Raw genomic sequence first — 13,287 nt, forward strand, 5'->3', positions numbered from 1 at the left:
TTTTCATTGCTGTACATATTTTCACATGATGTTTTCATTTTATCATGCCTTAATTAAAAAGAAGGACACAACTATGTGCCCCTCTTTTTGCTTTTAACGGCTTACTTCCGCCTTAATCGCTGAAACGAAATCTTCAAAAGCGATCGTTTCGGATTTTTGTTCACCGTATTTACGTACATTCACGCTGCCTTCTTTGACTTCATTGTCTCCAACAACCAGCATGTACGGAATTTTTTGCATTTGCGCTTCACGGATTTTGTAACCGATTTTCTCGTCACGTGTATCCAGGTCGACACGAATGCCTTGCGCTTTAAGTTTTTCCTGTACTTCTTTCGCATAATCCAAGTGCACTTCAGGTGAGACCGGGATCACTTGTGCTTGGATAGGTGCAAGCCAAGTCGGGAATGCCCCCTTGTATTCTTCGATCAAGTAAGCGACAAAACGTTCCATTGTGGAAACGACGCCGCGGTGGATAACAACCGGACGGTGCTGTTTGCCGTCCTCACCGACGTAATTAAGATCAAAACGTTCAGGAAGCAAGAAATCAAGCTGAACAGTGGAAAGCGTTTCATCTTTCCCTAAGGCAGTACGCACCTGAACATCAAGCTTAGGACCGTAGAATGCCGCTTCACCTTCCGCTTCAAAGTAATCCAGGCCAAGTTCATCCATGGCGCCTTTTAACATGCTTTGTGCTTTTTCCCACATGTCATCATCATCGAAGTATTTTTCCGTATCCTGAGGATCGCGATAAGACAGTCGGAATGAATAATCCTTGATATCGAAATCTTTATATACTTCCAGAACCAGGTTCACAACGCGCTTGAACTCTTCTTTGATTTGGTCGGGACGGACGAAAATGTGCGCATCATTCAATGTCATTCCACGTACACGCTGAAGGCCTGAAAGGGCACCTGACATTTCATAGCGGTGCATCAAGCCTAGCTCGGCAATCCGAATTGGCAGTTCGCGGTAGCTGTGGATGCTGTTTTTATAGACCATCATGTGATGCGGACAGTTCATCGGACGCAGGACAAGCTGTTCGTTTTCCATCTCCATGACAGGGAACATGCCGTCCTGGTAATGATCCCAGTGTCCAGATGTTTTATAAAGGTCCACGCTTCCCATTACAGGTGTGTAGACATGGTCATAACCCAAACGTTCTTCCTTGTCCACGATATATCTTTCGATTGTCCGACGGATGGTCGCGCCTTTTGGCAACCACATCGGCAACCCTTGCCCCACTTTCTGTGAGCTCATGAACAAGTTTAATTCTTTGCCGATTTTACGATGGTCACGTTCCTTGGCTTCTTCAAGGAAACGCAGGTGTTCGGCTAAATCTTCTTTTTTATAGAAAGCCGTACCGTAAATGCGTTGAAGCATTTTGTTTTTGCTATCGCCTCTCCAGTATGCTCCGGCAATGCTCAATAGCTTGAACTCTTTGATTTTCCCCGTTGATGGAACATGAATTCCACGACAAAGGTCAAAGAATTCACCCTGCTCATAAAGCGTTACCTGCTGATCGGCAGGAATCGCATCGATCAACTCCAATTTATACTCGTCGCCGATTTCTTTAAAACGGGAAATCGCTTCATCACGGCTCACTTCGATACGGGAAATTTCCAAGTTTTCGTTGACGATTTTCTTCATTTCTTTTTCAATCAATGGAAGGTCTTCGGGAGTCAATGATTCCTCCAGATCCATATCATAGTAAAAGCCGCCCTCGATGACCGGACCTACGCCGAATTTAGCGTTTTTGTACAAACGTTTGATCGCTTGTGCCATCAAGTGTGCTGTACTGTGACGCAATACTTCAAGAGCATCCGCTGCGTCCTGTGTGACGATTTCGATTGTACCATCTTGTTCAATCGGACGTTTCAAATCATATAATTCACCATTGAATTTTCCGGCAATGGATTTTTTCTTTAAACCAGGACTGATGGATGCAGCGATGTCTTCAGTTGTTGTGCCTTTAGCAAACTCCTTAACCGCTCCGTCAGGAAAAGATATTTTCAGTAATTCTGACATTCAGTTTCACTCCTTCTTATTGTTCGAACAAATTACAGGTTTTTGATTCCATTACAACACAAAAAAGCCCGCCCCTGTATAAAACAGGGACGAGCTTAGTAATAAATATCATTAACCCGCGGTTCCACCCTCGTTCCATCCTGCTTTTCACGGCAAAATGGCACTTGTAACTTGGTAACGGCAGCTTCCCGTCAGCTCATATTCGCAGAATGCCTGCTTTCCGAGCCGAAGTTTAAAGGTGGTAAGTGTTCCATGCGAATAGGAAGCTTACAGCCTGTTGGCTCCCCTCTCTGATAATCGGCGACTAGAATACCCTTGTCCTCATCATAACTTTTAGTTTTTTAATAGTATGTAGGAAATTATAATTTGTTATACGGTGAAAATCAAGGTTAATTTTCTTTTTTCCACGAAAGATCATTCAAATGCATTGAAAATGAAGAAAGTGGCAAGATGGTCGCCCGTTCTTCGAAAATCCTTGAAATGGTCTGGATGAGCCCCTCTTCCTTGTCATCGGTATAGATGCACAAGTTTTCGGGAGCAATCGATAAAAGCGGGGCAAGTATCACTGTATCGAGAAAAAGTGAACTTTTGGCAAGAAGCCTCCTGTCGATCATACTATTGATCTTTGGCCGGTCGAGTTTACTGAATTTCTGATCATAGAAATGAAAACCATCCCGGTTGACCAGGTGCAGCTTTCTTAATTTCGACTCCTGCCCATGAAGGCAATCACGGAGAGTGGCAATGAAATTTTGATAGTCCTGTTCCAGCTTGTATTCATCAATGGCCTTAACGACATACTTTTCCAAAGTGTGCTGAAATGATTTTAAACGGAAGGTCGTAAAAGAATCGAATGAAAAAGATACCTTTCCAGCCAAGATGCTTTGAAGTCCTTCCTCAATCAATCGTTTCTCCGTACTGAATGCTTCATCTTGATTCCTGGCTCTTTCCACCTCGATGATCGATGATGCAATTTCAATGATGGCTTCAATTTCTTCCCGCTCCCTATAAAAAAATTTACCGACTATTATTTGCTCCAGAACAGGAAGCGTCTTTTCTTCCAATAAAAAAGAATGAAATGCATCACGAAGCAGAATTAGCCATTTATCACCTGAAGACTTCGTCATATCCACGTGCATGCCTTGTTGCGGAAGAAATCGAATGTATGCTTGAAATTCTGCCCCCAGTGGATGGACAGAAACGAAATTCAGTAATTTCATTGCCTCTGAATCGTTTTGAAACGAAATTTGCACTACGACATCCCCCCTTCCCCCTTGCCTCTTTGTTCATGTATATGGGGATGGGGACGTGTTTAGAAGTAGGATGGGCCTTGTAAAAGAAAAAAGTGACCTCCATTAAGAGACCACTTTCCTTCATCTTCTCCGATTCACGCCATCCAGCTTGACCGGCTCCGCTAAATATTGAATTCTTTCCATTATCCTGGCCGCCTTCACTTCTTCTTTCTCACCACGCTGTGAAAAGGTTAGGTGGTTCTCCAGGCCATTCAGGTCAAAATTCGAAGTGAAAAACGTCGGCAGGTTTTCCAGCATCCTAAATTGCAAAATCGGACCAAAAACCTCATCGCGTCCCCAGCTCGTCATGGACTCCGCTCCAATATCATCCAGCATGAGGACAGGTGCCGTTTTCACCATCTCAATTTTTTCATTGACCGTATTATCACCTATCGATCCCTTAAGTTCCCGCAAGTAGTCAGGGACATAGACAATAAGGGAGGAAATTTGCCTTTCTGCAAGTTCATTGGCAATCGCACCTAATAAGTACGTTTTCCCAACACCGAATTTCCCATAAATAAATAAGCCTTTTTGCATTTTACCTGGCTCATATTCCATAATGAACGACATCGCCTTACTTAAAACACCCAAGCGTTTGTTTTCATTATCCGTTTGGGTAAAGTCCTCAATGGTCGCCTTTAAAATATCCTTCGGTACATATAGGCTGCGGATCAATTTTTCCCGTTTCCGCTTTTCATCCTCTGCCAATTTCCGCGGGCAGATTTCATAATTCAGGTTCAGCGCCTTCCCTTGAACCACCAATTTGGGATAATACCCTTGCATCATATTGATGCAGCCATTCAAGCTTGGACATTTATCACATTTATTGCTTTGTGAAGTGAACTCATAAAGCTTCCCCAAGTTTTTATCAATCATTTCCTTCGTGACCGTCGAACTGTTGGCATTCAAAAATAACCGAACTTGTTCGTCTTCAAAAATCTCCTGTTTTAGCTTTTCATAACGCTGTTGAAATTGGTTTGTATTGGCCAATTTATTAAGGGATCTATTAATCTTTTCCATCGTTCATTTCACCTCCTGCTTTCCACTGCTTCCATTTCTCCTGAAGCTCGCGTTTCTGGGCATTCAATTCAGGCTGATCTGCATTCTGCTCCTGCTGTGCTTCTTCTTTTTTCTCAAGCCACTCCGGAACCACTTCTTCCCGTATCGCCTTTTTCCGGCTGCCCTTCGCAGCATTCCTGCTTCCTTGAGCCCATTCCTGATATTTCCTATGTTCATTTTTAGCTAGTTCCATCGCCTCGACGACCGTAGAGACTTTCAGCCGTGCCCAATGGCCTGCCAGCTTTTCCACATAACCCTTGGTGAACTTCATATCCGTTTTCAGCATGACGTATTCAATCAAGACATTGACGACACCCGGATTCAGCTTTTGATTGATCATCACGCCCTCAACCACTTTCAAATCACCGCTTGATGGCTCTGCACCGCCAGACAATTGCATCAGCCGCTCCCTTGGGGAAATCGTCTCCAAATGACGGATTAACTCTTGTTCCTGTGTTTTCGGTTCTTCTTTTTGTGTCCGTTCACGAATCGGCTGCACCCGATTGACTAGTGAAGGCATATCTGCCTGCCGTTCGATCTGATACCAGTCCCTTGCCGCCTTTCTGAGCACTTCCTCATCGATCTCATCATCCAATGAAACGGCATCCATTACTAGTTTTTGCATTTCCAGCGGATCAATGCCATATAAAAAAGCAAGCTTGGCAATCGTACTTTTTATTTTCGGAGTAAAGGCCTTTTTCGGTACGATCGAGGATTTCATCCCGGCCAATAAAAGGTCAAAATCAAATAAGTCGTCAAACCCCGATGGCTCGACGCCTTCCGTCCGATCGATGAATTGCTGTTCAGGCATCGGTTTCCATTCGTTTTTCGCTTCATCCGTTACATATAAAGAGTCCAAATGATCTGATGAGAATACATCCGCAAAAGATTTAGTCACACCTTCATATTGATCGGTTAAGATATGATCATCACAAAAGAATCTCTTTAACCGGTTGAATTGCGCTTTGCCGATTTTTTTGTACAAGTAAATATTCAGCATTCCATCCGTGAAAAACTGCTGGGGGGAAAGCGGCGGGTTTAACTCATAGATGAATTCCTTCGTTTCATTTTTCGTTTTCTTATATACATTCAACAGACCAATTCCTTCAAGTAAAAGGCGTGCTTCGTAAATATCACCTAACTTAAGGCCGATGGTATTCATTAATTGATAATGTGAGGAGGTTTCCGACCATAGCCTGTTTTCCTCCAGCTCACTCCATAACGTCATATATAGGCTAATGCAGATAGGTCCAATAAGAGGTTGATATAGTCGGGTCAGTATTTTCCGATCATAATCATGAAGCAGCCCCGCAGATGAGACCAAATATGAATCCGCCGGGAGCAATTCTTGCCAATGCATTGACATCTCCATTCAAACCTTTCAAAAGATGTAGTGAAAAAAGAGCCAAAGTGAATCTTCAGCTCTACTTTCTTTCTTTATTTATTAAATCTTTCAATTCATCGATAAAGACATTGATATCTTTAAATTGTCGATAGACGGATGCGAACCTTACATAGGCAACCTCATCGACTTCCGCCAGCTTGTCCATTACCATTTCGCCGACATTGTCGCTTTTCACTTCCGATATGCCCTGGTTGCGCAGTTCTTTTTCTACATAACTGGTAATTTGCTCTAGTTCCTTCAAGGGAACCGGGCGTTTTTCGCAAGCCCTGATTAAGCCACGCAGGATTTTATCACGACTGAACTCTTCCCGTGTCCCGCCCTTTTTCACTACAATAAGCGGTGTTTCCTCCACCTTTTCAAATGTCGTGAATCGAAAACCACATGCCTCACATTCACGGCGTCGTCGAATCGATTTACTTTCATCGACTGGCCTGGAATCGAGCACTCTTGTTCCATTATATTGACATGATGGGCATTTCATCATTATCAGCTCCGTATTTTATGTAGGACTCCCCTATCTAAATGTTCCCCAAGGATTTACTTCTCTATCTTAATCTTATATTAAAAGGAACGGCCAGTACAAGTAAAAAGTGTAACTTCCAGCAGCAGGCACTTTTGTTCTGCCCTTGGAGCACCTTTGGCAAGGTCTTTGTGCTACAAGGCAATCCTTAGCTATAAAGTGAAGCAGGCTGCCAATTCATTGCATTAAAAAAGAGATGCACCCATGGCATCTCTGTGTATACGTGTTTTTTATAGGGCACTTATATTGGCTTTTTTCATTTGTACAGGACCTAATCCACGTGGTAATTCTATGTTTTCACGTGTTTGCGCATTCAAAGCTTCTGCAATATAATCTGCCGCAATATTCGGATCCAAGTTACCGCATGTATAGACATCGATGCTCGCATAGCCGTGTTCTGGAAAACTGTGAATCGTTAAGTGTGATTCAGAAATGATGACAACCCCGCTGACCCCTTGTGGAGCAAATTTGTGAAAGGCAACTTCTCGTACCTCTGCACCTGATTTCAAAGCAGCATCAACAAAAATCTTTTCAATTAAATCGATATTGTTCAGTTTTTCAAAGTCACAACCCCAAAGTTCAGAAATGACATGTCTACCCATTGTTTCCATAGTGTAAGCTGTTTCCATTTTAAGCTTCCCCCTTACCATGATTTAAAAATAAGTTCTGATAACTACCACGGGGGAAAGTTAGTCCAAAGAGGTCCTAACCCTTTAAGTAGCCATCATGCAAACCGCTTTTGAAGAAGTTCACGATTCATAGTATATATGCTTTGAATTTTTTTTGCAACTCCAAATTGAAATTTTGGAAAGATAAACTTTATATGTAATAGGGATATAGCGAAGGTTCCAATGTGGGGAAAATTCTGTTTTCCGGGTTTATTAAGCGCCTTAAAGCAGCCAGGAATTGATGGATCACTGCATTAAAAATAGCCCGCTAAAAAATTTTAGCAGGCTCGATTTTTTCATTATTTATTTTACTGATAGTTCGACTTCGGAAGCTTTTTTCAACTCGGATCCCACCAATTTCACAAGGTCCACTACCCGGTTGGAGTAACCCCACTCATTATCATACCATGCAAGGACTTTCACTTTTCTGTCCCCAATCATCATCGTCGTCAAACCATCGATGATTGCAGAGTGAGGATTCGTTTTGAAATCACTGGAAACTAAAGGTTCCATCGTGAATTCCATAATTCCTTTGAGTTCATTTTCTGAAGCATCGATGAAGGCTTGGTTCACTTCATCAATCGTGACATCACGGTTTAAGTCCACAACAAGGTCGACTAGAGATACGTTAGGTGTCGGTACGCGGATCGCCATTCCATGAAGCTTGCCTTTTAATTGCGGCAACACTAGTGAGATGGCTTTTGCAGCTCCTGTAGTCGTAGGAATTATGCTTTCCGCAGCGGCACGGGCACGTCTTAAGTCTTTGTGCGGGTTATCGATATTATTTTGATCATTTGTATAAGAATGGATCGTTGTCATTAAACCGTTGTTTATGCCGAATTTTTCATCAAGCACTTTTGCAACCGGTCCAAGACAGTTAGTTGTACAAGATGCATTGGATATGACGAAATGCTTGTCGATTTCCAGCACTTCCTGATTTACACCCATTACAATGGTAACGTCTTCATTTTTACCCGGCGCTGATAAAATAACTCTTTTTGCTCCTGCATCTAAATGAAGAGCCGCTTTAGAACGATCATTGAATTTGCCCGTGGCTTCAATTACAATATCTATGTTCATCTCTTTCCAAGGCAATAGCTTTGGATCGCGGTTATTTATTAGTTTTACTCGGCGGCCATTCACTACTAGTGAATCATCTTCCGCTATAATGATACCGTCGAATTTACCATGTATCGTATCATATTTTAGTAAGTGTGCTAAAGTTTCAGCTGGATAGCTTGCATTAATGGCAACAATGTCCAAACTCTCATCTAATATGGCCTTTCGGAAAACCATTCTTCCAATTCTCCCAAACCCGTTAATCGCTATTCTTGAATTCATTGTTCGGACCCTCCAGAAAATATTAGTGTTATACTTATTACCTTTCACTATGTAATTAGTATAACATAATTCGAAGGAATTGTGCTAATAAAAATGCGGATTGTACTTATTTTTTCAACACAAAAAGAAGAAACCGGACGGTTTCTTCTTTTTATCATATTTATATGACATGCCATTCACTAAGTATGGACTTCACTTGCCTCTTCGTTTCATTAATGTCCCCATTATTGTCGATGACGGCATCCGCTAAAGCCTTTTTATCGGCCAAGGGCATTTGCGAATTGATCCTGGCAAGTGCCTCCGTCTCCGAAAGACCATTCCTGTTCATTAATCGCTGCAATTGAACTTGCTCATCTACATAGATCAAAAGCGTCTTTTCCACCATGAATGTCAGCTTACTTTCGAATAGGAGCGGAATATCCATGAACACCGTTTCTTCCCCTGATGATAGTGCCTCTTCCGTTTTAAGGCGCATCCAATTCCTGACGGCAGGATGCACGATGCCATTCAATAGCAATCTCTTTTCCTGATCATTAAATATGATCGACCCGAGCTTTACGCGATCTATATTCCCATCCGGCAATAAGATATCTTCACCAAATGCCTTCACAACTTGATGATAGGCTTCCTCCCCCGGCTCAACGACGGCACGGGAAGCCAGATCTGCATCGACAATCGTGAATCCGAGTTCCTGTAAATAAAGGCTGACGGTGCTTTTCCCACTGGCGATGCCTCCGGTGATTCCAATGATTTGTCCCATAAGCTCCCCCTTTTAACCATGTATCATAACTTGAATATACCGATGATAATCAATAGTACACCTGGAAGAAAGGTCAAATGCTGGACAACTTTATTATTTGATAGTAATTTCCCGCTTTGAATTCCGCTCCAAATGAAAATTGAACTCATAACAGCGATGCACCCTGCGAGGATAATCGGTGAAATGCCGATCATAGCCGCTCCAACTCCGGCCCCGAACGCATCCAGCGAAAGTGCAAACCCCAGAACAAGCGCTTCAACGCCTGTAATCGTACCTGATTTATCAAAATCGGCATTCAATGGTTTTTGTAAAATATTAATGACTACCCCAAGTGATTTAATTTCAAAATTAAAGATGATCTTCTCATGATATCTATCGTCTTTCAAATCTTTTTCAGGCTTAAAATACTGGTATACCATCCAGGCACCAAGAAAAATGAGGATGATGCCACCCGTTTTTTCAGCCGCCCCGATCGATATGAGCTGACTGATGAATTGTCCGATGACCATCGCAATACCTAAACTCAATGCAGAACAAAATGAGATGACCGCTATTGACCTTAAGGGGATTTTCATCTTCCGCATACCGAATGTCAAACCTACGCCAAATCCGTCAATACTAACTGCAAAAGCCAGAAAAATAATTTGTAGCCACATCGGAATAATACTCCTTCCCTACTCGTTGCTACCCTAGTATATGGATGGAGCCCATCCGATGTGTTTGAAAAAAACATTACCTATTTTAGCTTCTGGCATGACGGGCAAATATGTGTGCCGCGACCTGCAACAACCAGTTTTTCAAGTGGCGTGCCGCATGTTTTGCAGTTCTCGCCTTTTCGTCCATAAACATTAAGTTCCAACTGAAACATGCCGATTTGCCCTTGGGAATTAATGTATGAACGAATCGTACTCCCGCCTTTTTCCACAGCTTCACCTAATGTCGCAATGATTTCTGCATGCAACGTTTTGATTTCCTGCAAAGAGAGTGAAGAAGCGATTCTCTCCGGATGGATACCGGAACGGAATAACGACTCGTCTACATATATATTCCCAATCCCGACGACAACCGTTTGATCAAGGAGAACGGGCTTGATTTTTCTGTTGGTTCTTGCCAACTTGCTACTTAGCCCCTCGACAGTAAAATCTTCAGACAACGGTTCAGGCCCTAAATGCAACAGTGGCAGCCGCTCAAGTTCTTCCCCTTTGGCAAATAGATGCATCGTTCCGAATTTCCGGACATCCCTGTACCTAAGTTCACTGCCATCCGTGAAAGTGAAGATCACATGGGTATGCTTATCATACGGCTCTTCTTTTGGATGCACGCCGTATTTCCCTTCCATTCTTAAATGCGAAACCAACGAATAATCATCCAAGGTGAAAATGAGGAACTTGCCCCGACGGCCTATTCCAGAAATTGTCTGTCCCCTTAAAGCATCCTGAAACTGTTCGACAGGTTCAGGCGCTTTTATGATCTTTGGCCAGAAGACTGATACTTCCTTGATCTCTTTTCCGAGCACGAGCTGCTCTAACGTTCTTCTGACTGTTTCCACTTCTGGAAGTTCTGGCATTGCAATCACCTATCTTTTATTATTTGGCATCAAACCATGTTGGCCCGAAAGCATAATCCACTTTAAGGGGCACGTTCAATTCAATGGCATTTTCCATTTCCTCCGGAACGATCACTTTTAGGATTTCGAGTTCCTCAGGAGGAGTTTCAAAAATCAATTCATCATGCACCTGAAGAAGCATTCTCGTTTTAAGACCTTCCCGTTTCAGGCGCTTATTCATGTTTATCATGGCTAGCTTGATGATATCCGCGGCACTGCCTTGAATCGGCGTGTTCATCGCTGTCCGTTCGGCAAAGCTCCTGATGTTGAAATTCCTGCTTGTTATCTCAGGTATATAGCGCCTTCTTTGCATCAGAGTCGTGCTATATCCTTTTTGACGGGCCTCATGTATGCTTTCTTCCATATATTCCTGAACACCAGGAAAGCTTCTTAAATACTTCTCGATGAACTCTCCGGCTTCTTTTCTCGTAATCCCAAGACTTTGCGATAGCCCGTAGTCACTTATACCATAAACGATTCCGAAGTTGACCGCTTTGGCATGGCGCCTCATGTTCGACGTGACTTGCTCTGCCGGTACATGAAATACATCCATAGCTGTCCTTGTATGGATGTCCATCCCGGCCTGGAATGCTTCCACCAATCCGCTGTCATTGGCGATATGCGCCAGGACGCGTAATTCGATCTGGGAGTAGTCGGCAGCAAAAATGATCCAATCCTTTTCGGAAGGAATGAATGCCTGCCTGATTTTCCTGCCTTCTTCCAGTCTGATCGGGATATTCTGCAGATTGGGATCTGTAGAACTTAACCGGCCGGTCTGGGTCAATGCTTGGTTGAACCGGGTGTGCACCTTGTCCGTTTTGCCATTGACCACTTTAAGCAACCCTTCAATATATGTGGATTGCAACTTACCAAGCTGGCGATACAGCAATATCTCCTTAACGATATCATGCTTGCTCTCCAGTTTTTCCAGCACATCGGCTGAAGTCGAATAACCTGTTTTGGTTTTCTTCATGACTGGAAGCTCCAACTTTTCAAACAGGATGGCCCCGAGCTGTTTAGGTGAATTGATATTGAACGCCTCTCCAGCCAATTCAAAAATTCGGGCTTCGATGTTTCTTAAGCGAATGGCTAATTCCTGTCCCATGTTTTTCAATCGGCCTATATCCACCTTGATTCCCTGCCATTCCATATTGGCCAGGATGATCGCCAGTGGCAGCTCCAGTTCCGTAAATAGGTGAAGTTGCTCGAACTCTTGCAGCTTATCAATCATCGGTTCTTTCAGAGAAAGGATCGCCTTCGATTTTCTGGCGATATGCTCCCTCAATTCCGCTTCCTCAGGTATTTTGCGTTTTGCACCTTTTCCATAAAAAACATCATCTGTTTCAAGACGGATCGTACCTTGAGTTTTCGTGATTTCTGCCACTTCGTCCACTGACTCTGCGGGATTCAGGATATAGGATGCCAAAAACACATCAAAATCGATGCCCTTTATTTCGACTCCTCGATGACGCAGTGCCACAACCGTACGCTTCGCATCGAAAACCGTTTTCTTTTTTGTTTCATCCTCTGCCCAGGATTTAAATGCCCCGGAACTCAGAGCATCATCCCCATTGAAGTAAAAATCACCTTGTTCATTACTGATGGCGATCCCCATTATATCGGCACGATGATAATTATCTTCTAAAATCTCAATATATAAGGCACTTTCATCTGCAAACATCGCTTCTGTCATTTCGGCCGTGTGCACCTCTATCTTCTCCTGTTCAAGCGGTGCACTTTCCGTTACATCCAATTTATCGAGCAAAGTCGAAAAGCCAAGCTCCTTATAGAATGAGATGACTCGATCCTGATCCATGCCAGTGTACTCGGTCTCGTTTACGGAAACTTCAAGCGGCGCTTCCCTCGTTATCGTAGCCAGCTCTTTGCTCAATAGGGCCAGGTCTCTATGTTCTTCTATTTTCTCTTTCAATTTTTGTCCGCTTACCTCATCAATCGACTTCAGAAGGTTTTCAACCGTTTCAAATTGATGCAATAATTTAAGGGCAGTCTTTTCACCAACACCCGGAATACCGGGAATATTGTCGGAAGCATCTCCCATCAACCCTTTTAAATCAATGATCTGCAAAGGGGATAGACCGTATTTTTCATGTATATGCTTTGGAGTGTATTCCTCAATTTCAGTAATCCCCTTTTTCGTGATGGAAACCGTCGTACTAGGGGAGGATAATTGTGTTAAATCCTTATCACCGGAAATGACCTTCACTTCAAAACCATCTTTTTCCGCTTGTAAAGACAGCGTACCGATAATATCATCGGCTTCGTAGTTCTCCAGTTCATATCTTTTTATTTGAAAACAATCAAGCAGCTCGCGAATGAAAGGGAATTGCTCCGATAATTCTGGCGGCGTTTTTTGGCGCCCGCCCTTATATTCTTTAAATGATGCATGTCTGAATGTCGTTTTACCCGCATCGAATGCCACAAGTATGTGCGTTGGCTTTTCTTCTTCAAGAATGCGGTTGAGCATCATGGTGAATCCGTACACGGAATTCGTATGGACCCCCTTATCATTATTCAAGAGCGGAAGCGCAAAAAACGCACGGTATGCAATGCTGTTTCCATCTATGAGTACTAACTTTTTATCCAAATCCGTCTT

At 43.0% G+C, this 13,287-nt stretch carries 11 protein-coding genes; all 11 read right to left on the minus strand.

What is annotated here, in order from left to right; genetic code table 11:
• Window positions 1-93 precede the first annotated feature (93 nt).
• The 11 genes from thrS to polA all read right to left on the minus strand — a co-directional run bounded on the left by thrS (window position 94) and on the right by polA (window position 13,278).
• Window positions 94-2,025: a threonine--tRNA ligase gene (thrS, locus tag ACFX4I_RS08565; protein WP_377420044.1), complete on the minus strand. Its 1,932-nt coding sequence runs from the start codon at window positions 2,023-2,025 to the stop codon at window positions 94-96.
• Window positions 2,026-2,414: 389 nt separating this feature from the next.
• Window positions 2,415-3,275, minus strand: coding sequence for a sporulation protein YtxC (gene ytxC / locus ACFX4I_RS08570; RefSeq protein WP_283932027.1), 861 nt, complete (start codon window positions 3,273-3,275; stop codon window positions 2,415-2,417).
• Between the two features lie 120 nt (window positions 3,276-3,395).
• Complete coding sequence (gene dnaI, locus ACFX4I_RS08575) at window positions 3,396-4,334, minus strand: primosomal protein DnaI (protein WP_230303450.1); 939 nt, start codon at window positions 4,332-4,334, stop codon at window positions 3,396-3,398.
• A complete protein-coding gene (locus tag ACFX4I_RS08580) occupies window positions 4,321-5,733 on the minus strand; it encodes a replication initiation and membrane attachment family protein (protein WP_377420046.1) in 1,413 nt (470 codons plus the stop codon). Before ACFX4I_RS08580 ends, dnaI begins: the two co-directional genes overlap by 14 nt.
• Before the next feature lie 64 nt (window positions 5,734-5,797).
• Window positions 5,798-6,259, minus strand: coding sequence for a transcriptional regulator NrdR (nrdR, locus tag ACFX4I_RS08585; protein ID WP_057911467.1), 462 nt, complete (start codon window positions 6,257-6,259; stop codon window positions 5,798-5,800).
• A 269-nt stretch (window positions 6,260-6,528) separates the two neighbouring features.
• Entirely contained in the window at window positions 6,529-6,909 is a 381-nt protein-coding gene (gene speD, locus ACFX4I_RS08590) for an adenosylmethionine decarboxylase (RefSeq protein ID WP_034311443.1), read from the minus strand.
• A 360-nt stretch (window positions 6,910-7,269) separates the two neighbouring features.
• Window positions 7,270-8,307: a glyceraldehyde-3-phosphate dehydrogenase gene (locus ACFX4I_RS08595; RefSeq protein ID WP_377420048.1), complete on the minus strand. Its 1,038-nt coding sequence runs from the start codon at window positions 8,305-8,307 to the stop codon at window positions 7,270-7,272.
• Window positions 8,308-8,467: 160 nt separating this feature from the next.
• Window positions 8,468-9,067, minus strand: coding sequence for a dephospho-CoA kinase (coaE, locus tag ACFX4I_RS08600; protein ID WP_098369993.1), 600 nt, complete (start codon window positions 9,065-9,067; stop codon window positions 8,468-8,470).
• A 23-nt stretch (window positions 9,068-9,090) separates the two neighbouring features.
• Window positions 9,091-9,723 (minus strand): sporulation membrane protein YtaF, encoded by a 633-nt coding sequence (gene ytaF / locus ACFX4I_RS08605; RefSeq protein ID WP_352919269.1) that lies wholly within the window; start codon window positions 9,721-9,723, stop codon window positions 9,091-9,093.
• 80 nt (window positions 9,724-9,803) lie between these two features.
• Window positions 9,804-10,634: a DNA-formamidopyrimidine glycosylase gene (mutM, locus tag ACFX4I_RS08610; protein WP_377420050.1), complete on the minus strand. Its 831-nt coding sequence runs from the start codon at window positions 10,632-10,634 to the stop codon at window positions 9,804-9,806.
• 19 nt (window positions 10,635-10,653) lie between these two features.
• Window positions 10,654-13,278, minus strand: a complete 2,625-nt coding sequence (gene polA / locus ACFX4I_RS08615) for a DNA polymerase I (protein ID WP_377420052.1) — start codon at window positions 13,276-13,278, stop codon at window positions 10,654-10,656.
• Between the last annotated feature and the right edge of the window lie 9 nt (window positions 13,279-13,287).

The sequence above is a fragment of the Peribacillus sp. YIM B13472 genome, assembly GCF_042788005.1.
Lineage (GTDB): Bacteria > Bacillota > Bacilli > Bacillales > DSM-1321 > Peribacillus > Peribacillus simplex_E.

Coding starts and splice junctions, on each gene's coding strand:
- dnaI (WP_230303450.1), bottom strand. CDS start 4,334: ATGGAAAAGATTAATAGATCCCTTAATAAATTGGCCAATACAAACCAA.
- speD (WP_034311443.1), bottom strand. CDS start 6,909: ATGGAAACAATGGGTAGACATGTCATTTCTGAACTTTGGGGTTGTGAC.
- ytaF (WP_352919269.1), bottom strand. CDS start 9,723: ATGTGGCTACAAATTATTTTTCTGGCTTTTGCAGTTAGTATTGACGGA.
- ACFX4I_RS08595 (WP_377420048.1), bottom strand. CDS start 8,307: ATGAATTCAAGAATAGCGATTAACGGGTTTGGGAGAATTGGAAGAATG.
- thrS (WP_377420044.1), bottom strand. CDS start 2,025: ATGTCAGAATTACTGAAAATATCTTTTCCTGACGGAGCGGTTAAGGAG.
- nrdR (WP_057911467.1), bottom strand. CDS start 6,259: ATGAAATGCCCATCATGTCAATATAATGGAACAAGAGTGCTCGATTCC.
- ACFX4I_RS08580 (WP_377420046.1), bottom strand. CDS start 5,733: ATGCATTGGCAAGAATTGCTCCCGGCGGATTCATATTTGGTCTCATCT.
- mutM (WP_377420050.1), bottom strand. CDS start 10,634: ATGCCAGAACTTCCAGAAGTGGAAACAGTCAGAAGAACGTTAGAGCAG.
- coaE (WP_098369993.1), bottom strand. CDS start 9,067: ATGGGACAAATCATTGGAATCACCGGAGGCATCGCCAGTGGGAAAAGC.